General features: G+C 67.5%; 23 protein-coding genes and 2 tRNA genes. 13 read left to right on the forward strand and 12 right to left on the reverse strand.

Translation table 11 applies throughout. The annotated features are described in order from the left end of the window. The first annotated feature begins 56 nt into the window (after positions 1 to 56). The 11 genes from GRI62_RS02580 (at position 57) to GRI62_RS02630 (ending at position 10605) form a co-directional block, all read left to right on the forward strand. Positions 57 to 1730: a tetratricopeptide repeat protein gene (locus tag GRI62_RS02580; protein WP_160731795.1), complete on the forward strand. Its 1674-nt coding sequence runs from the start codon at positions 57 to 59 to the stop codon at positions 1728 to 1730. Between the two features lie 151 nt (positions 1731 to 1881). Continuing rightward, entirely contained in the window at positions 1882 to 2388 is a 507-nt protein-coding gene (locus tag GRI62_RS02585) for a type III secretion system chaperone family protein (protein WP_131451868.1), read from the forward strand. An 11-nt stretch (positions 2389 to 2399) separates the two neighbouring features. Continuing rightward, positions 2400 to 3200, forward strand: coding sequence for a pyrroline-5-carboxylate reductase family protein (locus tag GRI62_RS02590; RefSeq protein WP_188669345.1), 801 nt, complete (start codon positions 2400 to 2402; stop codon positions 3198 to 3200). Positions 3201 to 3327: 127 nt separating this feature from the next. After that, positions 3328 to 4098, forward strand: coding sequence for a Bax inhibitor-1/YccA family protein (locus GRI62_RS02595; protein WP_131451869.1), 771 nt, complete (start codon positions 3328 to 3330; stop codon positions 4096 to 4098). Between the two features lie 158 nt (positions 4099 to 4256). Next, complete coding sequence (locus GRI62_RS02600; protein WP_160731796.1) at positions 4257 to 5150, forward strand: hypothetical protein; 894 nt, start codon at positions 4257 to 4259, stop codon at positions 5148 to 5150. 110 nt (positions 5151 to 5260) lie between these two features. Then, positions 5261 to 5336: transfer RNA gene (locus GRI62_RS02605), tRNA-Ala, on the forward strand. Positions 5337 to 5600: 264 nt separating this feature from the next. Continuing rightward, positions 5601 to 6680 carry an Obg family GTPase CgtA gene (cgtA, locus tag GRI62_RS02610; protein ID WP_131451871.1) on the forward strand — a complete coding sequence of 360 codons (1080 nt, stop codon included), beginning with the start codon at positions 5601 to 5603 and terminating at the stop codon, positions 6678 to 6680. Positions 6681 to 6698: 18 nt separating this feature from the next. Further along, positions 6699 to 7820 carry a glutamate 5-kinase gene (proB, locus tag GRI62_RS02615; RefSeq protein WP_131451872.1) on the forward strand — a complete coding sequence of 374 codons (1122 nt, stop codon included), beginning with the start codon at positions 6699 to 6701 and terminating at the stop codon, positions 7818 to 7820. Next, the gene (locus GRI62_RS02620; protein WP_131451873.1) at positions 7817 to 8725 is read left to right on the forward strand and encodes an NAD-dependent epimerase/dehydratase family protein; all 909 of its coding nucleotides are present in this window, start codon (positions 7817 to 7819) and stop codon (positions 8723 to 8725) included. Before proB ends, GRI62_RS02620 begins: the two co-directional genes overlap by 4 nt. Before the next feature lie 100 nt (positions 8726 to 8825). After that, the gene (locus tag GRI62_RS02625) at positions 8826 to 9278 is read left to right on the forward strand and encodes a hypothetical protein (protein WP_131451874.1); all 453 of its coding nucleotides are present in this window, start codon (positions 8826 to 8828) and stop codon (positions 9276 to 9278) included. 91 nt (positions 9279 to 9369) lie between these two features. Next, positions 9370 to 10605 carry a cupin domain-containing protein gene (locus GRI62_RS02630; protein ID WP_160731797.1) on the forward strand — a complete coding sequence of 412 codons (1236 nt, stop codon included), beginning with the start codon at positions 9370 to 9372 and terminating at the stop codon, positions 10603 to 10605. Here the strand turns inward: GRI62_RS02630 and GRI62_RS02635 are convergent. The 8 genes from GRI62_RS02635 to GRI62_RS02670 form a co-directional block, all read right to left on the reverse strand. Beyond that, positions 10602 to 11384, reverse strand: a complete 783-nt coding sequence (locus GRI62_RS02635; protein WP_131451876.1) for a phosphoadenylyl-sulfate reductase — start codon at positions 11382 to 11384, stop codon at positions 10602 to 10604. The genes GRI62_RS02630 and GRI62_RS02635 overlap by 4 nt on opposite strands. Further along, complete coding sequence (locus GRI62_RS02640) at positions 11377 to 11841, reverse strand: DUF934 domain-containing protein (protein ID WP_131451877.1); 465 nt, start codon at positions 11839 to 11841, stop codon at positions 11377 to 11379. The genes GRI62_RS02635 and GRI62_RS02640 overlap by 8 nt, the downstream gene beginning before the upstream one ends. Further along, positions 11834 to 13468 (reverse strand): nitrite/sulfite reductase, encoded by a 1635-nt coding sequence (locus GRI62_RS02645; RefSeq protein WP_131451878.1) that lies wholly within the window; start codon positions 13466 to 13468, stop codon positions 11834 to 11836. Before GRI62_RS02645 ends, GRI62_RS02640 begins: the two co-directional genes overlap by 8 nt. Further along, positions 13468 to 13764, reverse strand: a complete 297-nt coding sequence (locus tag GRI62_RS02650; RefSeq protein WP_131451879.1) for a DUF2849 domain-containing protein — start codon at positions 13762 to 13764, stop codon at positions 13468 to 13470. The genes GRI62_RS02645 and GRI62_RS02650 overlap by 1 nt, the downstream gene beginning before the upstream one ends. Then, on the reverse strand, positions 13761 to 14516 hold the full coding sequence (gene cobA / locus GRI62_RS02655; RefSeq protein ID WP_131451880.1) for a uroporphyrinogen-III C-methyltransferase: 756 nt from the start codon (positions 14514 to 14516) through the stop codon (positions 13761 to 13763). The genes GRI62_RS02650 and cobA overlap by 4 nt, the downstream gene beginning before the upstream one ends. A 69-nt stretch (positions 14517 to 14585) precedes the next feature. After that, positions 14586 to 15671 (reverse strand): mechanosensitive ion channel family protein, encoded by a 1086-nt coding sequence (locus tag GRI62_RS02660; protein ID WP_131451881.1) that lies wholly within the window; start codon positions 15669 to 15671, stop codon positions 14586 to 14588. After that, positions 15668 to 16882, reverse strand: a complete 1215-nt coding sequence (metC, locus tag GRI62_RS02665; protein ID WP_131451882.1) for a cystathionine beta-lyase — start codon at positions 16880 to 16882, stop codon at positions 15668 to 15670. Before metC ends, GRI62_RS02660 begins: the two co-directional genes overlap by 4 nt. Further along, positions 16879 to 17718: a sulfurtransferase gene (locus GRI62_RS02670; protein ID WP_131451883.1), complete on the reverse strand. Its 840-nt coding sequence runs from the start codon at positions 17716 to 17718 to the stop codon at positions 16879 to 16881. Before GRI62_RS02670 ends, metC begins: the two co-directional genes overlap by 4 nt. Positions 17719 to 17817: 99 nt before the next feature. On the opposite strand from GRI62_RS02670, the gene queF reads away from it, so the two are divergent. Both queF and GRI62_RS02680 read left to right on the forward strand, forming a co-directional pair. Beyond that, the gene (gene queF / locus GRI62_RS02675) at positions 17818 to 18285 is read left to right on the forward strand and encodes a preQ(1) synthase (protein ID WP_131451884.1); all 468 of its coding nucleotides are present in this window, start codon (positions 17818 to 17820) and stop codon (positions 18283 to 18285) included. Between the two features lie 61 nt (positions 18286 to 18346). Beyond that, positions 18347 to 19672, forward strand: coding sequence for a UDP-glucose dehydrogenase family protein (locus GRI62_RS02680; RefSeq protein ID WP_131451885.1), 1326 nt, complete (start codon positions 18347 to 18349; stop codon positions 19670 to 19672). Between the two features lie 36 nt (positions 19673 to 19708). Here GRI62_RS02680 and GRI62_RS02685 read toward each other — a convergent pair. From GRI62_RS02685 to GRI62_RS02700, 4 genes are all read right to left on the reverse strand, one after another. Next, positions 19709 to 19784, reverse strand: a tRNA-Thr gene (locus GRI62_RS02685). A gap of 49 nt (positions 19785 to 19833) precedes the next feature. Beyond that, positions 19834 to 20541 (reverse strand): hypothetical protein, encoded by a 708-nt coding sequence (locus GRI62_RS02690; RefSeq protein WP_131451886.1) that lies wholly within the window; start codon positions 20539 to 20541, stop codon positions 19834 to 19836. 30 nt (positions 20542 to 20571) lie between these two features. Continuing rightward, positions 20572 to 21459: a hypothetical protein gene (locus GRI62_RS02695; RefSeq protein ID WP_131451887.1), complete on the reverse strand. Its 888-nt coding sequence runs from the start codon at positions 21457 to 21459 to the stop codon at positions 20572 to 20574. Further along, positions 21456 to 22772, reverse strand: a complete 1317-nt coding sequence (locus GRI62_RS02700) for a replication-associated recombination protein A (protein WP_131451888.1) — start codon at positions 22770 to 22772, stop codon at positions 21456 to 21458. The genes GRI62_RS02695 and GRI62_RS02700 overlap by 4 nt, the downstream gene beginning before the upstream one ends. Positions 22773 to 22859: the final 87 nt, after the last annotated feature.

Consider the following 22859-nt stretch of genomic DNA (forward strand, 5'->3'; position numbering starts at 1 on the left):
CGGGTCGCCACAATCGTTCTCGTGAGGTTCAGTGAAACATGTATAGGGCGCGCCTGATGATACGGACGCGCCCTTTCGTGCTGCTTGCCGCGCTCCTGCCGCTGGCGATGACTGCTGCTCCCGTGGGTGCGCAGGAAGTGGTGCAGGCTCTTCCCGATCCGGCCGAGGCCGATCTCAACGACGCGTTGCGGCGGCTCTCGCGCAATCCCAACAGCCTGCCCGCGCTGGTCGATGCGGGCCGCGCCGCGATGACGCTGGGGGACAATGCCGCCTCTCTCGGTTTTCTCAACCGGGCTCAGGCCATCGATCCCAATGACGGCCGGGTGCTGAGCGCGCTGGCGCTGCTGGCGGTGCGCCGCGGCGAGGCGGTCACGGCCATCCAGCTGTTCGACAATGCAGAGGCTGCCGGCGTGCAGATGGGGCCCTATGCCGGCGACCGCGGGCTGGCCTACGACCTGGCGGGGCAGGCCACGCGGGCGCAGCGGTATTACCGCCAGTCACTCTCGCGCGAGGAGAACAACGAGATCGTTCGCCGGCTGGCGTTGAGCTACGCCATCGCGGGCGATGCCGCCGCGTCGGAAACCACGCTGCTGCCGTTGCTGCAAAGGCAGGACCGCGCGGCCTTTCGCACGCGCGCCTTCGTGCTCGCCATTCTCGGGCGGGACGAGGAGGCGATCTCCATTGCCGAGACCATGCTCCCGGCGCGGCTGTCGGGCAGGCTGACGCCCTATCTGCAATACATGCCCCGCCTCACCCCGGCACAGCAGGCGGCGGCGGCCAATCTCGGGCAATTCCCGCCGGCTTCGCAGATCGGCCGCGATACGCCGCAGATCGCCATGCTCGAAGACGCCCCCACGGCGCGCCCGGTGCCAGCGTCCAATGGCGATCGCCTGACACCTGCGGGCGAACCGCTGGGTCGCGGGCAGGCCGTCGTGCAGAACCTGCCGACGGTTCAGGAGACAGCGCAGCCCGTCATCCAGCAGTTGCCCGCGCAGCAGGCGGCGGTTGCCCAGGCGCCCGCGCAAACCGTGGAACTGCCGGCGATCGAGAGCACCGAGATCGCCGCATCCCAGGCTCCGCAACGGCCCCCTGCCATGGCCGTGCCCGTTGCCCAGCCGGTCGCCAACGAACCGGCGCCGGTGGTGGTCGCGGTGCTGGACGAGGGCGCGCAGGCCCAGGCGCCTGTTGCTGCGCGGCCGTCCTTCTCGCTCAGCCAGCCGGCGACCGGGCCAGCGGGGGCCGAACCCGCGACGAATGTCGAACAGGTCGAGCAGGTCGAGCTGGCGGAAGCCTTTGCCGATTTCTCGCTGGCCTCGACCCTGCCGGTCGTGCCCAGTGCCGGCGCGGTGGACATGCGCACGATCGAACCGCGCCGCGATCCGCCCCCGCAGCGGGCAGAACCACAACGCGCAGAGCCGGCCGCTCCGGCGCCGCGCCCGGCACCTCCGCCGCCGCCAGCGCACCCCAGCCGCATCTGGGTCCAGGTGGCAACCGGGCAGGATCTGGCCGCCTTCCGCTTCGACTGGCGGCGACTGGTGCGCGCGTCCGATGGCGCGCTGGAAGGGCGCAACCCCTTCACCGCGCGTTGGAACGCGACCAGCCGCCTGTTGACCGGTCCGTTCGATTCGGTGCGCGCCGCCAATGAATTCGTCACCCGGCTGGGGGAGGCGGGCATATCCGCCTTCCGCTTCACCAGCAGCGCTGGCGAGGAAGTGCGACCGCTTCCCTAATCGGACCGGCCCCGAGGGCAGGGCAGCGTTTCCCACACCTTGCCAACAGGCCAGTTGAGTTTTGCCCGGACGATTTCGGACCCCCCGATTGCGCCCGTCGTGCTTGCCGACGCATTAAGCATGGCATGACGACGGGACGCCAGACGCAGCCATGAACACCGAACCACGCACTTTCGAGCAGGGTGAGGACGCCGCGCCCGTGGAAATGCTCAGCGCCATGTTCGATGCCCATGGCTGGTCCTACGAACAGGTCTCCGAAGACGAGGTCTGCGGCGAGATCCCGGGCAGCTGGACCACCTATCAACTGCGCGCGATCTGGCGGCGCGAGGACCACGTGCTGCAACTGCTCTGCCTGCCGGAAGTGCGCGTGGCGGATGCCAAGCGGCAGGTGGCCTTCGAATTGCTGGCGCTGATCAACGAACAGCTCTGGCTCGGCCATTTCGATATCTGGTCGCAGGGCGGAGTGCTGCTGTATCGCCACGGGTTGATGCTGGGCGACGACGGAATGCTCAGCCTCGACATGGCGCAACTGGCCATCGATACCGCCGTCATCGAATGCGACCGCTTCTATCCCGCGTTCCAGTTCGTGCTGTGGGGCGACAAGAACCCGCGCGAGGCGCTGGAAGCGGCGATGGTAGACGCGGCGGGAGAGGCGTGAGGCCGCGCGCGATGCCTTTCGATTCCGTTCTCATCATGGGTTGCGGCAACATGGCGGGCGCCATGCTAGAAGGCTGGCTGGCTGGCGGTCATCCCGCGGATCGCTTCACCGTTGTCACGCCAACACGCGAAAGCGTGCCCGGCGACGTGGAGTTGCTGCGCGATGTGCCGCCTGGCCGCCACTTCGATGCGGTGCTGCTCGGTTTCAAGCCGCACATGCTGGGCCGTATTGCGCCCGGGCTGCAAGCCGTGGGCGGCGAGGGGACGAGCGTGCTCTCGGTGCTGGCGGGCGTCGAGTTGCAGAGCCTGCGGCGGCATTTCCCGCAGGCCGGTGCGGTGGTGCGGGTCATGCCCAATCTCGCCTGCGCGCTGGGCAAATCGCCCGTCGCGCTGGCCGAACAAGGCATGGACGAGGGCGCGCGTGACGCGCTGGTGAAATTTCTGGATCCGCTCGGAACCTGCGAATGGGTGGGGGAGGACCGGTTCGACCTGGTCACCGCGCTGGCGGGCAGCGGCCCGGCGTTCGTCTATCGCTTCATCGACGCGCTGGGGGCCGCCGCCCAGCGGCTCGGCCTGCCCGAGGAGCAGGCGGCCCGCCTGGCCGTGGCGATGACCGAGGGCGCCGCGGCGCTTGCGGCGCAGTCCGACCACGCACCGGGGAAGCTGGCAGACATGGTCGCCAGCCCCGGCGGGGTGACGCGCAAGGGCCTCGACGTGCTGGATCAGGACGAGGCGCTTACCCAGCTCGTCACCCGCACCCTGCGCGCAGCCCGCGATCGCAGCGCCGAAATGTCCCGCGAGGCGCGCGACTGACTTGCTGTCGGGGTAACCATCCCGCTGCTCCGCCGCCCCGGTTTTGCTTGAAATCCGGCTCATCAATGGCAATATTGCGAGTAATCCGGTCCGCCTTGTGAGGCCGGGACATAGGAGTTTGGAAAACATGGCAAACTGGAACGAGAACCGGACCCGGCAGGGCTTCGGCACCGCTCCCGGCCAGACGGGAGAGGTCCAGACGCGCACCGCCTTCGACGCTGGCCTGCGCAAGCACATGCTCTCGATTTACAACTACATGGCGTCGGGCGTTCTGCTGACGGGCATCGTGGCGCTGTTCACCGCGCGCTCGGGCCTGGCGCTTCAATTCGCGCAAGGGCCGCTGATGTGGCTGGTGATGCTGTCGCCGCTGGCCATCGTTTTCGCGATGAGTTTCGGGCGCGACAAGTTCTCGACCGGCACCCTCCAGATGATGTTCTGGGCATTCGCCGTGCTGATGGGCCTGTCGATGTCGACGATCTTCCTGGTCTACACGGCAAGTTCGATCGCATCGACCTTCTTCGCCACGGCGGGCGCCTTTGCGGGCCTCAGCCTGTGGGGCTACACCACCAAGAAGGACATCTCCGGTTGGGGCAGTTTCCTCATCATGGGCGTGATTGGCCTGCTGGTCGCGATGGTCATCAACATGATCTGGCCGATGCCTGGCCTCAGCCTTGCGATCAGCTTCATCGGCGTGCTGATCTTCGCGGGCCTTACCGCCTATGATACCCAGCGCCTGAAGCAGGAATACCTGATGGTCAGCCAGGCCAAGATGACCAATCCCGCGGTCGCTGCGGCCTACCCGTTGGGCAAGATGGTGATCATGGGCGCGCTCAGCCTCTATCTCGACTTCATCAACATGTTCACCTTCCTGCTGCAGTTCATGGGCAACCGCGAATAGGCCGCAGGACCGGTCCCTGTTGCAATCGGGACTCACATTTCTGCCCGGGGAGCATAATCGCTTCCCGGGCATTTTCTTTGCCCGTCCGGGGCGTTAGTCATCCCCGCTTCAGGGACGGGAGGGGCATAATAGCCCCAGCAGAGGAACCCACGCACATCATGACCAAGCCGCCGATCTCCATTCGGACAATTGCCGTTCGCGCCACCGCGACCACTCTTGCCGTCGCCATGCTGGCGGCCTGCGCGACGCCCCCGCCGCCGCCGCCCCCGCCGCCCCCGCCTCCGCCGCCGCCCGTGGTCGAGGCGGTCCCCTATCGCCCGCTTCCGCCGGCGCAGGCTGCCTACCAGATGGACCTGCCGATGAAGGATTCGCTGGGGAACCGCGTCACCGTCAACACCGCGCTGACGACGGACGAGGCCGTTTGGCATTTCCGGTCCGGCTGGAACGTCGCCGCGCTCAACTGCACGCGGGCCGAGGATCAGCCGATCATCGACGCCTACGCGCAGATGCTGCGGGCCGAGGCCTCGCGCCTGAATTCGGCGAACAACGCCATCGATGCGCAGTATCGCAGCGATGCGGGCGGTGACCGGCGCGCCGCGCTGCTCGCCCGCGAAACCCACGCGACCAGCGTCTACAACTACTTCGCGGCGCCGGGCGCCCGGCGCGAACTGTGCACCGCTGCGCTGACGGTGGCGAACGAATACGCCGCCACCCGCCCCACCGATTTCGACGCCTTTGCCATCGCTGGCCTGCAGCGTTACGAAATGGCCTTCGACCGGTTCTTCCAGGCTTACGAGGAGTACCAGATCGCCTCCACGGCATGGGACCAGCAGTACGGGGCGCGGTACGGCGCCTCTCAGCCTGGCTGGGTCGCGGTCTACGGCACGCCTGCCCAGCAGCGTGCGGCCGGTGTGGCGGGCATGGGCGCATTCCCCGACGATCCGATCGCCGTGCCGGATGGTGAAACCGGCGCTTCGGTGCCGGTGATCCCGGTCGACGAGGATAATTCCGGAACGCCCGTGGTGCAGCCGGTGCCGGGCACGACCGGCTAAGCTGCGAGGGAAGGGGAAATTCCCCTTCCCTGCTTTCCGAAGTCTCGCTAAGAGGCGCGCCTTCGCCGCGTCGACCCTGGGGTCGGCCGGCGGGGTCAGGACACTGGAACGGGGCCGTAGCTCAGTTGGGAGAGCGCGTCGTTCGCAATGACGAGGTCAGCGGTTCGATCCCGCTCGGCTCCACCAGTGTTGACTATTTGTTTCGTGCACCCGCCTCCGCGGGTGCGTCCTCCCGGCTATTCGCTGCGCGGCCGGTCCGGGCGGCCGTTCGGCCTTGCGGTTCGCTTGTCGCGAACCGAAATTCAGCCTAACGTTTAGTTCTGCTGGTTCGGCCCGCAGGGTCGCAAGCGCAAACGCGCGCCCGCAGCCGCTCAGCAGCGAAGCGGAGGGAAAGCGACGAGAATAGCCAAGGGGGCGGATGCCCCCGCCGGCGTTTAAGGCTAAACAAGAATGCATTTTCTCGACCAGGCCAAGATCTTCCTCAAGTCCGGACCGGGCGGCCCCGGTGCCGTCAGCTTCCGGCGCGAGAAGTATGTCGAGTACGGCGGACCGGACGGCGGCAACGGCGGCAGGGGCGGGGATATCGTGATGGTCGCCGTGCCCGGCCTCAACACGCTGATCGATTTTCGCTACGCCCAGCACTTCAAGGCCAAGCGCGGCGGGCACGGCATGGGCCGCGACCGTTACGGCGCCGGGTCGGACGACCTGGTGATCGAAGTGCCGGTTGGCACGCAGGTCCTGTCCGACGACCAGGAGGAGGTCATCGCCGACTTCACCCACGAAGGGCAGCGCGTCGTGCTGCTCGAAGGCGGCATGGGCGGGCGCGGCAACGCCAGTTTCAAGAGCTCCACCAACCGTGCACCGCGCCAGCACCAGCCCGGCATGCCGGGTGAGGAAATGTGGGTCTGGCTGCGGCTGAAGCTGCTGGCCGATGTCGGCCTCGTCGGCCTGCCCAACGCCGGCAAGTCCACCTTCATCAACGCCGTCTCCAACGCCGGGGCCAAGGTGGGTGCCTATGCCTTTACCACGCTGGTGCCCAAGCTCGGCGTGGTGCAGCACAAGGGCCGCGAGTTCGTGATCGCGGATATTCCGGGCCTGATCGAGGGCGCGGCGGATGGCGCGGGCATCGGCGATCGGTTCTTGGGGCATATCGAGCGATGCCGCCTGCTGATCCACCTCATCGACATCACGGGCACCGGTAGCGGCGATCCGGTGGAAGCCATGCGCATCGTCGAGGGCGAGCTCGAAGCCTACGGCGCCGGGCTGGAAGACAAGCCGCGACTGGTAGTGCTGAACAAGATCGACCTGGCCGACGCGGAACTTGCTGGCGCTTTCGCCAAGGAACTGAAGGCCGCCGGGGCGGAAGAGGTCTTCCCCATATCCGGCGCCACCGGGGCCGGCATCGATGCGCTGATGGACGCCGTGCTAAGCTACCTGCCCGAACGCACGATGACGGAACAGCCTTCCGAACTGCCGGCCGAAGAGGGTGCGGAGCCTGCGCCCGACAAGCCGTGGTCGCCGCTCGGCTGACGCGCCAGGCCCACGCGCGTGAGCATAACCGATACTGCCCAGCTGGCCACTGCCCGCCGCCTCGTGGTGAAGGTCGGCTCGGCGCTGCTGGTTGAGCGCGACGCTCCCCGGACAGATTGGCTCGCCTCGCTTGCCGCTGACCTTGCCATGCTGCGCGCGAACGGCGTGGAGGTCATCGTGGTGTCCTCGGGCGCGATCGCGCTGGGGGCGGCGCGGCTGGGTCTGCCCAGGGGCGGGCGCGGCAGCCTTGCCGACGCCCAGGCGGCCGCTTCGGTAGGGCAGGTGCAGCTTGCCCGGCTGTGGTCGGAGGCGCTGGGCGCGCATGGCCTCGTGGCCGCGCAGATCCTCGTCACCATCGGCGATCTCGAAGATCGCCGCCGCTATCTCAACGCCTCGGCCACGCTGGAACGGTTGGTGGAAGCCCGCGCAGTCCCGGTCGTCAACGAGAACGACTCTGTTGCGACCGAGGAAATCCGCTTCGGCGATAACGACCGGCTCGCCGCGCGCGTGGCGCAGGCGGCCGGGGCTGACGCGGTGCTGCTGTTGTCGGATGTCGATGGCCTCTACGATCGCTCACCCCTGCTGCCAGGCGCCACGCTGATCGAGCGGGTCGCGGGCGTCACGCCGGACATCATCGCCATGGCCGACGGCGGTTCGTCATCGGGCCTGGGTTCGGGCGGAATGCTCGCCAAATTGCAGGCCGCGCGCATTGCCGAGCGGGCGGGGATCGCAATGGTCATCGCCAACGGCACGGGGCAGTCGCCCATCGCCGCGCTGCTGGCCGGGGGCCGGGGCACGCTGTTCGTGCCGCAGGCCGATGCCAGCGCCCGCAAGGCCTGGCTGGGCGGAAGGCTGGCCCCGGCAGGCGTAATAACCGTCGATGCAGGCTGCGTCGCGGCGCTGGGCAAGGGCGCAAGCCTCCTCGCCCCGGGCATGACGGAGGTGCATGGCGATTTCGCCCGCGGCGACCTCGTGGCGATGCACGGACCGCAGGGGGAGCGCCTGGGGCAGGGCCTGGTCGAATACACCGGTGCAGAGTGCCGCGCGATCCTTGGGCTCAAGCAGGACGAGCAGGCCGCCCGCCTCGGCTACGCGCCGCGCGCCGCCGTCATCCACCGCGACCACATGGTGCGCGAATGAAGCTGGCGATCACCGGTGCCACCGGTTTCGTCGGGCAGGCAGTGCTCGACGCGGCGGCAGATCGCGACTGGCACGTTCGCGCCCTTGCCCGCCGGGCCATGCCACCGCGCGCCGGTGTGGATTGGGTGCGCGGCGACCTGGCGGATACCGCGGCGCTTGCCGAACTGGTCGCCGGCACCGATGCCGTGCTGCACATCGCCGGCGTGGTCAACGCAGCCGACAAGGCTGGCTTCGTGGCGGGCAACGTGGATGGCACCAAGGCCGTGATCGACGCGGCGCGATCCAGCGGGCCGGGGCGCTTCATCCATGTCTCGTCCCTCGCCGCGCGCGAGCCGGCACTGTCGGATTACGGCCACTCCAAGCGCCTGGCGGAGGAAGTGGTGCAGGTCAGCGGTCTCGACTGGACCATCGTGCGCCCGCCCGCAATCTATGGCCCGCGCGATACCGAACTGTTCGAACTGTTCCGCGCCGCGCGCTGGCGCGTGCTGCCGATGCCGCCCAGGGGCCGCGCATCCTACATTCATGTCGAAGACCTCGCCCGCCTGCTGCTGGAGCTTGCCGCATCGGACGATGCCGCGCGGGGGCGCATCTTCGAGCCCGACGATGGCCAGCCGCGGGGTTGGAGCCACCAGGACATTGCGCGGGCGATCGGCACTGCAATGGGCCGCCGCGTCTGGGCGCCCAGCCTGCCGGGCCGCGCCCTTGCAGGTGCGGCGCGGTTCGACCGGATGCTGCGCGGGGGGAAGGCCAAGCTGACACCGGACCGGGCGCGTTACATGGCGCACCCCGACTGGGTCTCGCGCCCCGAACGCGCGGTGCCGCCAGGCCTCTGGCAGCCGCAGATCTCCCTGGCGACGGGACTTGCCCTGACGGCGCAGTGGTATCGCGACGCCGGCTGGCTGTAGAGTTGGACCTGCGAGTCGTTCGCGCTTGCCAAGGGCGAGAGCTGTGATAATTTTTGCGCATATCCGAAGGGGGGCTTCGGATCGGTGAGGGGGATTTCACATGGCAAAGAGGGCAAGGCCCGTTTCGCGCCGTTCGTTCGTGGCGCTGGTCACCGGCGCGGCGGCGGCATCGGTCATCGCGGTTCCGGCGGCAGCGCAGCGCACCGGACGCACGGATAGCGACGCCAACGATCGCGCAGGATATGGCCGCACCGGCGTTTCGGACAGCGACCCGAACGATCGCGCGGGCGCCGGGCGCACGGGCTATACCGATGCGGATTCGAACGACGCGGCGAATTACGGCCGCGGTGGCGGTCGTCGCGGCAACGGCAACGGCGTGACCGATTCCGATTCCGGCAGCAACCGCGACTGCGCGGGGCAGGGTCGCGGCACCGGCAGTGGCTATTCGGATTCCGATTCCGGCGATCGCGGGGGTTATGGCCGCAGCGGCGTGACCGATGCAGACAGCAACGATCGTGCCGGGCGTGGTCGTGGTCGGGGCACCTGTTCCTGATTACGGGCCGCGAGGCCTGACGATCCGGCGTGAGGCTGGCTCCGGCCAGCCTCACGCGTTCAGCCATTCGATCGCAGGGCGTGTTTTGCCGATGACCGTCACCACTTCCGCCACTGGCCATGCGGGCGACGTGCTCGCCATGCTGATCGCGCCGCTGACGCGAGAGCAGTTCTTCGCCGAGTGCTTCGAACGCAGGGTCCACCGCACCCACGGCCATCATCCGGCGGTCGACGACCTGCTGAGCATGGACCGGATCGACGAGCTGATATCCGACAGCGAATTGCCCCCCAATTCGCTCAGCATGGCCAAATCGGGCGAAAGCGTGCCCCCTGCGGAGTACACGTTCGACAACGGCATCGTCGATCGCGGCGCGGTATTGGACAACTTCCGCGATGGCGCGACGATCATCCTGCCGCAACTGCACTATGCCGATGGCAAGCTCTACCAGTTCTGCCTCGCGCTCGAACGGGAATTCGGCGCGCGGGTGCAGACCAACATCTACCTGACGCCGCCCGGGTCCACTGGCTTTGGCATCCACTACGACGACCACGACGTGTTCGTGATCCAGGTCGCGGGTGCCAAGCAGTGGGAAATCTACGGAGATCGCGACGGTCTGCCCTACAAGGGCGAGAGCTTTCGCAAGGATCACGACGAGACCGGCGAACTGCGTGACAGCTTCGTGCTGAACCCCGGCGAGTGCCTCTACGTACCCCGCGGCACCGCCCACCGCGCACCCAACCACGGAACCGAACCCAGCCTGCATATCACCGTGGGCATCCTGGTACAGACATGGGCCGAATTCATGCTGGAAGCGGTGGCCGAGGCGAGCCTGCGGATCCCCGACCTGCGCCATTCGCTGCCGCGTTCGATGTTCTTCAATTCCTCGACCGCCGAGGGCGCTGGCGTTGCGGACAACGAGGCGACGTTCCGGCGCCTGATCCGCCAGATCGCCGAAACCGCCAGTTTCGATGCGACCCGGGCAGCCTTCAGCGGCAATTTCGTACGGTCACAGGGCACCCGCACACGCGGCGCGCTGCTCGCGCTGGCGAAGGGGATCGCGCCCGACGATCGCTTCACGGTGCGCGAACACATCCTCTACAGTTTCGAAACCGCCCCGGTGTCGGATGGTGATGGCGAGGGGGAGGACGTAGAGCACACCATCGTCCTTGCCGGATCGAGCATCCCGATGAGCGCCAACCTGGCACCGCAGTTGCAGGAACGCATCGGCCAGGGCTCACTGGCAATGGCGGATTTCGCGGTGGAGGACGAGGAAGAGCTGGCCGACATCATCGGCACCCTCGTCGCCTACGGATTGCTGCGCCCCTAGAAAGCGGGTTCGTAGCCCGGCGGCAGGTCGTCGTCAGCCCCGGTGGTGCCTGGGGTGTGTATCCCGCACTCGGTCTTGTCCCAGCCGCGCCAGCGCCCGGCACGCGGATCCTCGCCCGGCGCAACCTTGCTGGTGCACGGCGCGCAACCCACCGAAAGGTAGCCCTGCGCCTCCAGCGAGTGGCGGGGCAGGTCGTGCTGCGCGAACCAGGCTTCCAGATCGGTCTTGGTCCAGTCGCCAAGCGGGTTGAGCTTGAGCCGGCCGCCTTCCAGTTCGAAACGCGGAATGTCCTGCCGGGTGACCGACTGGAACGCCTTGCGCCCTGAAATCCAGGTATCCAGCCCGGCCTTTGCCCGCTCCATCGGTTCCACCTTGCGGATCGCGCAGCAGCCATCGGGATCGTAGGACCAGCGCAGCCCCGTCTCGTCCCGCGCGGCCAGCACGACAGGGTCGGGCCGCACCACTTCGGCGTTCACGATACCAAACCGTTCGATCAGCGTGTCACGATAGGCGAGCGTTTCGGGAAACATCTTGAGCGTGTCGACGAAAATCACCGGCACCGTGGGATCGGCGCGGGAAACCAGATCGAGCAGCACGGCGCTTTCCGTGCCGAAGCTGGAGACCACGGCGACGCGGCCCAGCGTGCCATCGGCGAACAGCCGCCGCAGCATCGGCAGCGTGTCCACGCCGGCGAACCGCGCATTCAGCGCATCGACGTCGGCCTGCGTAAAGGCCGGCGCGGTGTCGATGCGGTCGATCCTGCGGACAGCCTCACCCATGACGCAGCTGCCAGATGGGCACGCGATCGTCGGCAGCGGGCTGATAGACCTGGGGCCAGCGTGCGAAGGCCGCCTCGACATCGGCGGGATCGAGCGGGCGCTCGGGCGCGAAACTGTCGAACCCGCAGCGCCGCATATGGGCGATCTGGTCTACCAGCACATCGCCCACGGCGCGCAGTTCTCCGGTGTAGCCATGTTCGCGCAGCAGGCGGGCGGCGGAATAGCCGCGACCGTCGCCAAAGGTGGGGAAGTTCACCTCGACCAGGCGGATACGCGGCAGATGCGGCAGCAGGGCACGGGCATCGTCGCCCGGCTCGATCCGCACGGCCTGCGCCTCGGTCTGTTCGAGAAAGGCGTCGACGGTCACCTGCGCCACGCCGACTGCCTCGTCGTCGCGGAAGCGGAACTGCACCTCGTCGCGGCCCGCGCCGAGATCGGTCTGGTCCGGATCAGCCATACAGCGCCTCCTTAAAGCTATCCATGCCCACGCGGCGATAGGTGTCGAGGAAGCGTTCTCCGCCCTGACGCTGCGCAAGATACACGTCGGCGACCTTTTCAACGGCATCGACGATGCCTGCCTCGTCGAAGCCGGGGCCGGTGATCTTGGCGAGGCTGACGTCCTCCGCCTCGCTGCCGCCCAGCAGCAGCTGGTAACTTTCGACGCCCTTCCTGTCGACGCCGAGGATGCCGATGTGGCCGGCGTGATGGTGGCCGCATGCGTTGATGCATCCGCTGATCTTCAGCTTGAGCTCGCCCAGCGCATCGCCCTTGCCACTGGCGGCAAAGCGTTCGGAAATCTTCTGCGCCACGGGGATGGAACGGGCATTGGCGAGGCTGCAATAGTCGAGGCCGGGGCAGGCGATGATGTCGCCCACCTGGTCGAGGTTCGGCGTGCCGAGACCGGCGCCTTCCAGTTTCGTCCACAGTTCGTGCAGGCGGCCGATCTCCACGTGGGGCAGGACGATGTTCTGCGTGTGAAGGACGCGCAGTTCGTCAAAACTGTAGTCGCGTGCGAGGTCCGCCATCAGGTGCATCTGCGCTGCCGTGGCATCGCCCGGGATGCCGCCCACGGGCTTGAGGCTGATGACCGCCGCGACGTAGCCCGGCACCTTGTGGGGCACGCAGTTGCGATCGATCCACAGCGCAAAATCGGGGTCGGAGCGGTCGGCTCTGTCGGGGAGACCAGACGTGAACGGCGGATCCTGGAAGAAGCCGCGAATACGCTCCAGCTCCGCCATCGGCGGCTCCACGCCCACGGTCAGCAGGTGGGCGAACTCCTCCTCGACCTGGCGACGGTATTCGTCGGCGCCCAGTTCATGGACCAGGATCTTGATGCGCGCCTTGTACTTGTTGTCGCGCCGGCCGTGGCGATTGTAGACCCGCAAGGCTGCCTCGGCATAGGTGACGAACTGGTCCAGCGGCACGAAGTGGCGGATCAGCGGGGCAATCATCGGCGTTCGGCCCATGCCGCCACCGACGTAGAACGCCGCGCCCAGTTCGCCAGCCGCGTTACGCACGATGCGGATGCCGATATCGTGCAGGCGCATGGCCGCGCGGTCTTTCTCGCTCGCGATGACGGCGATCTTGAACTTGCGCGGCAGGTAGCTGAATTCGGGGTGGAAGCTGGACCACTGGCGCAGCAATTCCGCGTAGGGGCGCGGATCGACGACCTCGTCCGCCGCGGCGCCGGCGAAATGATCCGAACTGATGTTGCGGATGCAGTTGCCGCTGGTCTGGATGGCGTGCATTTCAACCTTGGCGAGGTCCGCCAGGAGGTCCGCCGCCTCCTCCAGCTTGATCCAGTTGTACTGGATGTTCTGGCGCGTGGTGAAGTGGCCATAGCCCTTGTCGTAGCGGTCGGCCACGTCGGCCAGCGCGTGCATCTGGCGGCTGTCCAGCGTGCCATAGGGGATCGCCACGCGCAGCATGTAGGCGTGCAGTTGCAGGTAGAGCCCGTTCATCAGCCTGAGCGGCTTGAACTGGTCCTCGGTGAGCTTGCCGGCGAGGCGACGGGCGCACTGGTCGCGGAATTCCTCGACGCGCGCGTCTACCATGGCCTGGTCGTATTGGTCGTACTTGTACATCAGATCACCCAGTCCCAGCCTTGCTGTTCAGCCGCCCTTACCGCCAGGTCGGGCCGCACCGTGGGCCCAAGCGCGCGGACGCGGTCCTTGATATGTGCCGGGCGCGGGCCGCCCGGCGTGGCCTCGGCATCGATGGCGTAGGAGGCGTTCACGCGGCGGGCGGCCTCCTCGCGTGCCAGGATGTCGGTGGCGTCCTCGCCAGCGTCGGCTGCGTCGCCGATGTGGGTGGACCAGGCATTGCCGTCCCACCACACCACGGCGCCCGATTTCAGATCGTTTCCGGTAAGGATCTTCATGCCGCTGCCTCCAGCGCAAGGGTGGCGAGCACGCTATCCTCCCGCGCGGTGACATCGCCGATCACGATCAGCGCGGGGCTGATCACGGCGTGGCGCTCCACCATGTCAGGCAGGGCGGCGAGCGGGCCGCGCAACACGCGCATTTCCGGGCGACAGGCGTTCTCGATCACCGCAAGCGGCATATCGGGCGCAAGGCCATCGGCCATCAGCTTCTCGGCGATCTGCGCGGCGGTCTTCACCCCCATGTAGATGACGAGCGTGCGGCCCTTGCCGGCAAGCCCGGTCCAGTCCTGATCGGACAGGCCCTTGCACTGGCCGGCGACGAAGGTGAGCACGCTGGCCGCATCACGGTGGGTCAGCGCGATGCCGGCGGCTGCCGCCGCGCCGGTGGCGGCGCTGATGCCGGGTGTGACCTCGCAACGCACACCGGCGGCGCGCGCGGCTTCCAGTTCTTCTCCGCCCCGGCCGAAGACGAAGGGATCGCCGCCTTTCAGGCGCACCACGTCACGCCCGGCGAGCGCCTCTGCCACCAGCAGGGCGTTGATGTCGTCCTGCGGCATCGTGTGGTGCGACCGGCGCTTGGCGACAGAGATCAGCCGCGCATCAGGGCTGGCGAGCGCCAGGATCGCGGCGTCGACGAGGCCGTCGTGAACGATGGTGCGCGCTTCGGCGATCAGCCGGGCGGCGCGCAGGGTCAGCAGGTCGGGGTCGCCCGGCCCTGCGCCGACGAGGTGGATGGTGCCATGGTGCATGACCGGCGAAATGGGCGCTGGCTGGCCAGCTCGCCAGCGAGAATGGCTAGGCCGGACCTTAGGTCAGCTTTAGCGTGGCGGTTCCCGCCCGCCTTCCACGCGCTGGGCGATGGCGGCCACGAGTTGCTGGAATTGCTCGTTGTCGCGCAGGTTGATGTCGCGCTGGGGGAAGGGGATCTCGATGCCGTTGTCCTTTAGCAGGTCCCACAATCGCATGAGCACGTCCGACCGCACGTTGCCCACGCCCATCTCCGGATCGGTGATCCAGCAGTGGATCGTGTAGTTGACGCTCGATTCGCCGTATTCGTTCAGCCACACGCTGGGTGCGGGATCCTCCAGCACGCGGCGGCTGGACTTCGCGGCCTCCAGCATCAACGCCAGCGCCAGCTTCTGGTCACAGGCATAGCCGATGCCCACAGGCACCTGGATGCGGACGTTGCGGCTGGAATAGGACCAGTTTTCAACCTGGTTGATCATCAGGTTTTCATTGGGGATGAGGTATTCGCGTTCGTCACGGGTGGTGATGGAAACGGCGCGGATGCCGATCTTGCGGATCTGGCCAAACGTCTCGTTCCCCGCCTGGTCGGCGATGGCGATGACGTCGCCGGGCTTGATCGACTTGTCCATCAGCAGGATGATGCCGGCAATCAGATTGCCGAAGGTCTTTTGCAGGCCGAAACCGATGGCAAGGCCAAAGGCGCCGGAGAACACGGCAAACGCGGTCAGGTCGATGCCCAGCAGGTCGACGCCGATCATCAGCGCCAGCGCCCAGATGCCGACCGTCAGCAGCTTCTCGACCAGCAGGCGCTGCGACACGTCCAGCCTGGTGGCGCGGCGCACGCCCATTTTGGCGAGCCCGGTGGCGAGGCGGGCGAACAGGTAGACGCCGCCGATAACCATGATCAGGACCAGCAGGGTCCACAGCGAGAAGCGGTGATCGGCAATGCTGAAGCCGATGGCGTCGAGCCAGTCGGTCAATTCGGCAAGGCCGGGGCTGGAGTTGTCGACCGCCTCGCGCAGCGCGTCCGCTCCGGCAACGGCTTCGGTATCGCGGCCTTCGGCACCGGGGCCGACGCCGCGGACCACCGGGGTAGGGGCGATGCCCTCGCTGGTGGCGCTGATGACGGGCGGCGCGGTTTCGGCTGTGGCGGTCAAAGGTGTTCCATCGCGGAGAATCCGCGTTCCAGATCGCGGATGAGATCGTCGGGATCCTCTAGCCCGATAGCCAGGCGAACGCCAAGCCCGCTGCCCCGTTCGATCGTCGCCGGCCACGCGCCATGATCGCGGATCCGCGCCGGGTCGACGGGAATGGCCAGGCTTTCGAACCCGCCCCAGCTGTAGCCGATGCCGAACAGGTCGAGCGCGTCGACCAGCCGCGCACGCGCCGCGACGTCGGCATCGGCGAGGACAAAGGTGAACAGGCCGCAGCCGCCGGTAAAGTCGCGCCGCCAGGTCTCGTGGCCCGGAGCGCCGGGAAGCATGGGGCACAGCACGGCGGACACTTCCTCTCGGCCAGCAAGCCAGCGGGCGACCTGCAGCGCACTGGCCGTGGTTCGTTCCAGTCGCACGCCCATCGTTCGCAAACCGCGAAGGGCGAGGGCGGCATCGTCGGGAGAGACGACCTGCCCCATGGACTGCGCAGTCTGGCGCACACGGTCCAGCAGCGGGCGCCTCGCGGCAACGCTGCCCATCATCAGGTCCGAATGGCCGCCGACGTGCTTGGTCAGGCTCATCACCGAGATGTCGCAACCCCGTTCCAGCGCCGGAAAGCCGAGTGGCGAGGCCCAGGTGTTGTCGATCACCGCAATCACGCCCCGCTCGCGGGCAATGGCGGTAAGCGCGGGCACGTCGCACACCTCTATCGTCAGGCTGCCGGGGTTTTCCAGCATGACGACTTTCGTGGCATCACCGATGGCAGCGGCCAGCGTATCGGGGCGTATGGGATCAAAGGTGCGCGTGGTAACGCCCATCCGCTGGAGCATCCCGAAGGCGAGGCTGCGCGTGGGCTCGTAGGCGTTGTCCGTCAGCAGCAGCTCGTCGCCCGGCGAAAGCAGCGCGAGCAAGGTCGTGGCGATGGCGGCGACACCGCTGGGAAACAGCTCCGTGCCGTCGGCACCGGGTTCGATCGCGGTCAGCGCGTCCGCCAGCGCCCATTGCGTCGGCCCGCCCCGACGGCCGTAGTAGAAATGTCCGTCGGCGTTGGGGCGGCCGTGCGCCAGGTCGGCCATGTCCTCGTAAAGATGCGTGCTGCCGCGCCACACGGGCGGATTGACCATGCCGCCGGGCTGGCCGCCGAGGCTGGTCCACGCCTTGCGCCGCCCGGCCTCGACAAGCCGGGTGGCCTGGTCGTGGTCCCTGTCGCTCATGCGGCAGGCCCGGTGGCGACGGGCATCGCGGGGTCCGCGCCCCAGTCGCTCCAGCTGCCGTCATACAGCGCGGCATCCTTGCCGATCAGGTGCAGGGCGAACAGCAGCACCGACGCCGTCACCCCGCTGCCGCAGGTGGCGACCACAGGCCGGTCGAGATCGATGCCGGCCCCTGCAAAGGCTGCGCGGATCCCCGCTTCGTCCTTGAACGTGCCATCGGCGTTCAAAACCTCGCCAAAGGGCAGGTTGCGCGAATTGGGGATGTGGCCGCTGGGCATGTTGGGCCGGATGTCGGGTTCGTCACCGCGAAAGCGCGGGGCGTCGCGCGCGTCGACGACCTGCTCTGCGCGGCTGTCGATATTGGCGAGCATTTCAGTCTTGAAGCGGATCGTGCCCGTGCCGCCCCGGCTGGCGAAGGGGCTGGCCTCTACTTCCACCGCGCCGTGCTGCGTCGGCCGCCCCTCGGCGCGCCATCTTGCCATCCCGCCGTCGAGCACGGCTGCCTCCACCCCGAACAGGCGCAGCAGGAACCACGCCCTGGCGGCGGTGCGCATCGCGCTGTCATCGTAGAGCACCACGCGCTGCTGACCGGTGACGCCCAGGGCCGCCATCCGGGCAGCGAACTGCGCGCGGGTGGGCGGGGCGGCGGGGACAGGGTTGTCCGGATCGGTCAGCGTCTTGAGATCGAGGAACCGCGCCCCCGGAATGTGCGCCGCGGCGAACTCCCCAGCCGCATCCCGCCCTGCCGCCGGCAGATGGGCCGAGGCGTCGAGCACCACGAGGCCGGGCGATCCGAGCGCATCCGCAAGCCATTGGGTCGAGACGAGACTTTCCATCCGCCCCCGCCTAGCGCGCAGGTCCATCCGCGTAAATCCCGCGCACGCCGCCCGCATGGCGCTTGCGGCACGCTTCGCTTCGCGCCATCAGGCGGGCCCATGGACGACCAGACGAATCCGCCCGCGCCGCTGCACCTTGGCCAAGCCAGTGCGCTGCCCGCCTCGCCCGCAGAGGCCGTGCTCGACTACGTGCCCAATCCGCGCGCGGGCACGCTGTATCTGGTGCGCTTCGCCGCGCCGGAATTCACCAGCCTGTGCCCCGTCACCGGCCAGCCCGATTTCGCCCATATCGTGATCGACTACGCCCCCGGCGATACGATCGTGGAGAGCAAGAGCCTCAAGCTCTACCTCGGCAGTTTCCGCAATCACTGCGGTTTTCACGAGGATGTGACCGTGGGCATCGGTCAGCGCCTGTTTGATGAGATGGCCCCGCGCTGGCTGGGGATCGGTGGCTACTGGTATCCCCGCGGCGGTATTCCCATCGACGTGTTCTGGCAGAGCGACGCGCCGCCCGCCGGCCTGTGGGTTCCGGAACAGGGCGTCGCCCCCTATCGCGGGCGCGGCTGACTTGCGCGCATTGGCGGCAGGCCCTAGGGCGCGCCAGACTTCCCGAAGGGACTGAAGACTTATGCGTATCGTGATGATCGGGACGGGTTATGTGGGCCTTGTGTCCGGTGCGTGCTTTTCCGATTTCGGCCACACCGTCACCTGCGTCGACAAGGATCGCAGCAAGATCGACGCGCTGCTGAACGGCGAGATCCCGATCTTCGAGCCGGGACTTGATGAACTCGTGGCCAAGAACGTCGCCGCGGGGCGGCTGAGCTTCACGCTGAACCTTGCCGAGGCGCTGCCCGATGCCGATGCGGTTTTCATCGCCGTCGGCACCCCCACGCGCCGGGGTGACGGCCATGCGGACCTCACCTACGTCTATGCCGCCGCAGAGGAAATGGCCCCGCTGCTGCGCGAAGGCGCAGTGGTGGTCGACAAGTCGACGGTGCCCGTGGGCACGGGTGACGAGGTGGAAAAGATCATCGCGCGCACTGCGCCCGACCTGAAGTTCTCGGTGGCCAGCAATCCCGAATTCCTGCGCGAGGGCGCGGCGATCGACGATTTCGCCCGGCCGGACCGCATCGTGGTCGGCGTGAATGATGCCCACGCGGAAGAGGTGATGGAGGCGATCTACCGCCCGCTCACCAGCAACGGCGCGCCGCTCATCGTGATGAGCCGCCGCGCGGCGGAACTTACCAAGTATGCCGCCAACGCCTTTCTCGCGACCAAGATCAGCTTCATCAACGAGATGGCGGACCTGTGCGAAAAGGTCGGCGCGGACGTGCGCGACGTGGCCCACGGCATCGGCACGGACAGCCGCATCGGCGGCCGGTTCCTGCAGCCGGGCCCCGGCTACGGCGGATCGTGCTTTCCCAAGGATACGCTGGCGCTGTTGAAGACCGCCGAATTGTTCGATACCCGCGTCTCGATCGTCGAGGCGGTGGTGGAATCCAACGACCGGCGCAAGGCGGCGATGGGCGAAAAGGTCATCGCTGCGCTGGGCGGTGGATCGGCAGGGGATCTTTCGGGCAAGACCGTTGCTGTGCTCGGCCTCACCTTCAAGGCCGATACCGACGACATGCGCGATTCACCGGCCATCGACATCGTGCGGGCGCTTACCGCCCGGGGCATCACGGTGCGGGCCTACGATCCGGAAGGCATGGAGCAGGCCCAGAAGCACGAAGGACTGGGCGCCGACGACCTCACCTATTGCTCGACCGCGTACGAGGCGATGGAGGGCGCCCACGCGATGGTGATCGTCACCGAGTGGAAGCCGTTCCGCGCCCTCGATCTCGACCGCGCCAAGGAAGCACTCGCCGCGCCGGTGCTGGTGGACCTGCGCAACCTCTACAGCCGCAAGGACGTGGAAGACCACGGTTTCACCTACGTGGCCGTGGGCAGGTAAGGCAGCGACCGTTCGGATTCTCGGCGCAAAGCGAAATGGTGCCGGCTGCAGGGATCGAACCCGCGGCCCCCTGATTACAAATCAGGTGCTCTACCATCTGAGCTAAGCCGGCGCGCCTGGGCGCAGGCCCATAGGGCGAAAGGCGCGGGCTAGTCCAGCCCTTACTTCCTGACCCGCCATTCGCGCCTGTAGGCGCTTTCGGAATGATACTTGCGGTGCCGCGCATCGGCTTGTTCGATCAGTTCATCCGACTGTGATGCGCGCGCGGTATGGGTCTTGATGAGCGCATCCCGGGGCATGGGAATGACCTGCGCGATCGGTGTGCCCGCGGGAAGGATGTGATCTCCGGTCTCACCCGTCCAAAGGAAGGGAAAGTTGATGGTGGTGGCGAAATTGTCGCAATCGACCATGCCGGAAAAGCAGGTGAACGGCAGATCCGGCCGGTTGAGCGGCGGGGTGAACAGAACCGAATAGCCGAGCGGGACCTTCACCCGCCAAGGGTTGATGAACTTCAGCGGCATGGAATGCTGGAACGGCGGTTCTGGCGCGCCAATCTGGGCCGGATGGTGCTGTTCGATTGGCTGGAAAGTGCACTCGGGCGTCCATCCGAATTGCAGAGAGACGCGGTCCTCCGGCACGCGCACGCTGACGTCCCATGGCAAGGGGATGACGTAACCCAGCGCAAAGGCGTCGGTCACCGGCAGGCATGCCTTGACCGTCAGCCCGGGCATCCCTTGCGCATCGGGCACGCCCATCTCACGGTCCAGCCGCCTGAACCAATCGGGAGCGAAGCGAATGGCGCGCTCTGGCTGGGGGATCCGCCCTTCCAGGTCAGGATCGCAGAGGAATTCGATCAAGCCATCGTCCATTGTCGCATCTCCCAGTCGGGCCGATGTGCGCTATGCCACGCCGAAGGTCCAGCCCTCGGTGCGGGCGATCTCGGGGGTTAGCCCGGCTGGCAACCACATAGCCGGATCGTGCGCCGCCACGCGCAGCCATGCGGCGGTGAGGAGGGCGTCGGAGGCGTGATCGTCGATCGCGCCGTCGCCGGCCACCGGAGGACTGCCGAGATTGGCGAGGGCAGCGTTTAGCTCCGCAAAGTCGCGCATCTTGCTGCGCGAGGCCGTGCGCCCGGCGGCGATGGCGGCGATGGTGGTGTAGATCTCCACCACGACCGACCCTTCGCCGGGCAGGGGATCGATCGGCCAGACCGGCACCCTGCCGCCCAGCCGGTGGAGAACGCGCATCCCTGTCAGGCTGGACTTGCCGACCTGTGCCGCGCCCACGAGGTTGAAGTTCGAATAGGGCTTGCAGCCGATCGCTTCCTGCGCCCGTTCGGTAACGCGAAACCGGCCCCGGCCTCCTGTCTGCCCCTCGGGAGCGAACCGTGCGCCCTCGCGCGCGCCGTGACGGCGGAAATACGCCGATGCCTGGGGGTGGTCGACGAACCCTCCGGCGCAAAGATGATCGTCCTCTGCGCACATTTCGTCGACCAGCGACCAAAGCGCACGCGCGTCGGGCGGACTCTGGTCCCAGTCGGGGAAGTAGGCGCCGCGATCCGCGAACGGCAGCGCGATGCCGAGATCGAGGCCGACGAGGGAATTTGCGGGCAGGCCATCCGTTAGCACCTCCAGTATCTCCGCGCGCGACCAGCCCCGTTGGCGCCGCACCAGCACCGGCGGGCCGCCGGCGGCATCGGCCACGGCCATGGCAATCGCCTTGTGCCGCGCTCCTCGCGCCCCGGACCAGTCGATGGCGATGAAATGCGCGAAGTCGCGCACGCTCATCCCCGTTCCCCGCGCAGGCGGTTCCAGTAGTCCAGCCGCTCGCGCACCTTGCGCTCGAACCCGCGGTCGACCGGCTGGTAGAAATCCTGCGGCTGCATCTCTTGCGGCCAGTAATTGTCGCCGGAAAAGCCCTCGTCCGCATCGTGGTCGTAGCTGTAGCCCGCGCCGTAACCGACCTGCTTCATCAGCTTGGTCGGGGCGTTGACGATGTTCATCGGCGGCATCAGGCTGCCGGTTTCGCGCGCGCTTTTCCACGCCGCCTTCTGCGCCTTGTAGACAGCGTTCGATTTGGGCGCGGTGGCGAGGTAGACACAGGCCTGCGCCAATGCCAGTTCACCCTCGGGGCTGCCCAGGAACTGGTAGGCGTCCTTTGCCGCCACGCACTGGGTCAGTGCGCCGGGATCGGCCATGCCGATATCCTCCACCGCCATGCGGATCAGCCGCCGGGCAAGGAACAGCGGCTCCTCCCCCGCGGTCAGCATCCGCGCGAGGTAATACAGCGCGGCCTGCGGATCCGATCCGCGCACCGATTTGTGCAGCGCGGAGATGAGGTTGTAATGCCCCTCGCGGTCCTTGTCGTAAACGGCAACTCGGCGCTGGAGGAACTGCCCGAGCGCGGCGGGATCGAGCGGTTTTGCGATCTTTGCGGCATACAGCGTTTCCGCCTGGTTGAGCAGGAACCGCCCGTCGCCATCGGCACTGGCGATCAGCGCCTCGCGCGCGGCAGGGGTGAGGGGGAGGGCGCCTTCCAGCGCCTCTGCCCGGTCCAGCAGGCGGCCCAGTGCCGCCGCGTCCAGTCGGTGGAGGATCAGCACCTGCGCCCGGCTGAGCAGCGCGGCGTTGAGTTCGAAGCTGGGGTTTTCCGTCGTGGCGCCAACCAGCGTCACGGTGCCCCGTTCGACGAAAGGCAGGAAGCCGTCCTGCTGGGCGCGATTGAAGCGGTGGATCTCGTCCACGAACAGCAGAGTGCGCTGCCCTGCCTTCTTTGCGGTATCGGCGGCAGCAAAGGCCTTCTTGAGGTCGGCCACGCCGCTGAACACCGCGCTCACCGCCTCGTATCGCATGTCCACCGCGTCGGCCAGCAGGCGGGCGATGCTGGTTTTGCCGGTTCCGGGCGGCCCCCACAGGACCAGGCTGGACAGCCGCCCCGCCGCCACCATGCGCCCGATTGCGCCTTCCGGCCCGGTGATATGTTCCTGCCCGATGACTTCGGCCAGGTTGCGGGGACGCAGGCGATCGGCGAGCGGAGCATCCTCGCCGGGCTCGTCATGTGGGCGCGGTGCCGGTGTATCGTCGGGAAAAAGATCATCCATCGCCCCCCAACGTAGGGACGCGAAAAAAGTTTGCGCCGATCTTGCGAAGATAGGTCTAAGATATATCTTAAGGTTGGGACTTGCTTA

Source organism: Aurantiacibacter arachoides, assembly GCF_009827335.1.
Classification (GTDB): domain Bacteria; phylum Pseudomonadota; class Alphaproteobacteria; order Sphingomonadales; family Sphingomonadaceae; genus Alteraurantiacibacter; species Alteraurantiacibacter arachoides.

What these genes read in the sequence shown, in the direction of transcription:
- GRI62_RS02580 (WP_160731795.1), top strand. Translation starts at nt 57, where the DNA reads ATGATACGGACGCGCCCTTTCGTGCTGCTTGCCGCGCTCCTGCCGCTG.
- GRI62_RS02585 (WP_131451868.1), top strand. Translation starts at nt 1,882, where the DNA reads ATGAACACCGAACCACGCACTTTCGAGCAGGGTGAGGACGCCGCGCCC.
- GRI62_RS02590 (WP_188669345.1), top strand. Translation starts at nt 2,400, where the DNA reads ATGCCTTTCGATTCCGTTCTCATCATGGGTTGCGGCAACATGGCGGGC.
- GRI62_RS02595 (WP_131451869.1), top strand. Translation starts at nt 3,328, where the DNA reads ATGGCAAACTGGAACGAGAACCGGACCCGGCAGGGCTTCGGCACCGCT.
- GRI62_RS02600 (WP_160731796.1), top strand. Translation starts at nt 4,257, where the DNA reads ATGACCAAGCCGCCGATCTCCATTCGGACAATTGCCGTTCGCGCCACC.
- cgtA (WP_131451871.1), top strand. Translation starts at nt 5,601, where the DNA reads ATGCATTTTCTCGACCAGGCCAAGATCTTCCTCAAGTCCGGACCGGGC.
- GRI62_RS02620 (WP_131451873.1), top strand. Translation starts at nt 7,817, where the DNA reads ATGAAGCTGGCGATCACCGGTGCCACCGGTTTCGTCGGGCAGGCAGTG.
- GRI62_RS02625 (WP_131451874.1), top strand. Translation starts at nt 8,826, where the DNA reads ATGGCAAAGAGGGCAAGGCCCGTTTCGCGCCGTTCGTTCGTGGCGCTG.
- GRI62_RS02630 (WP_160731797.1), top strand. Translation starts at nt 9,370, where the DNA reads ATGACCGTCACCACTTCCGCCACTGGCCATGCGGGCGACGTGCTCGCC.
- GRI62_RS02635 (WP_131451876.1), bottom strand. Translation starts at nt 11,384, where the DNA reads ATGGGTGAGGCTGTCCGCAGGATCGACCGCATCGACACCGCGCCGGCC.
- GRI62_RS02640 (WP_131451877.1), bottom strand. Translation starts at nt 11,841, where the DNA reads ATGGCTGATCCGGACCAGACCGATCTCGGCGCGGGCCGCGACGAGGTG.
- GRI62_RS02645 (WP_131451878.1), bottom strand. Translation starts at nt 13,468, where the DNA reads ATGTACAAGTACGACCAATACGACCAGGCCATGGTAGACGCGCGCGTC.
- GRI62_RS02650 (WP_131451879.1), bottom strand. Translation starts at nt 13,764, where the DNA reads ATGAAGATCCTTACCGGAAACGATCTGAAATCGGGCGCCGTGGTGTGG.
- cobA (WP_131451880.1), bottom strand. Translation starts at nt 14,516, where the DNA reads ATGCACCATGGCACCATCCACCTCGTCGGCGCAGGGCCGGGCGACCCC.
- metC (WP_131451882.1), bottom strand. Translation starts at nt 16,882, where the DNA reads ATGAGCGACAGGGACCACGACCAGGCCACCCGGCTTGTCGAGGCCGGG.
- GRI62_RS02670 (WP_131451883.1), bottom strand. Translation starts at nt 17,718, where the DNA reads ATGGAAAGTCTCGTCTCGACCCAATGGCTTGCGGATGCGCTCGGATCG.
- queF (WP_131451884.1), top strand. Translation starts at nt 17,818, where the DNA reads ATGGACGACCAGACGAATCCGCCCGCGCCGCTGCACCTTGGCCAAGCC.
- GRI62_RS02680 (WP_131451885.1), top strand. Translation starts at nt 18,347, where the DNA reads ATGCGTATCGTGATGATCGGGACGGGTTATGTGGGCCTTGTGTCCGGT.
- GRI62_RS02690 (WP_131451886.1), bottom strand. Translation starts at nt 20,541, where the DNA reads ATGGACGATGGCTTGATCGAATTCCTCTGCGATCCTGACCTGGAAGGG.
- GRI62_RS02695 (WP_131451887.1), bottom strand. Translation starts at nt 21,459, where the DNA reads ATGAGCGTGCGCGACTTCGCGCATTTCATCGCCATCGACTGGTCCGGG.
- GRI62_RS02700 (WP_131451888.1), bottom strand. Translation starts at nt 22,772, where the DNA reads ATGGATGATCTTTTTCCCGACGATACACCGGCACCGCGCCCACATGAC.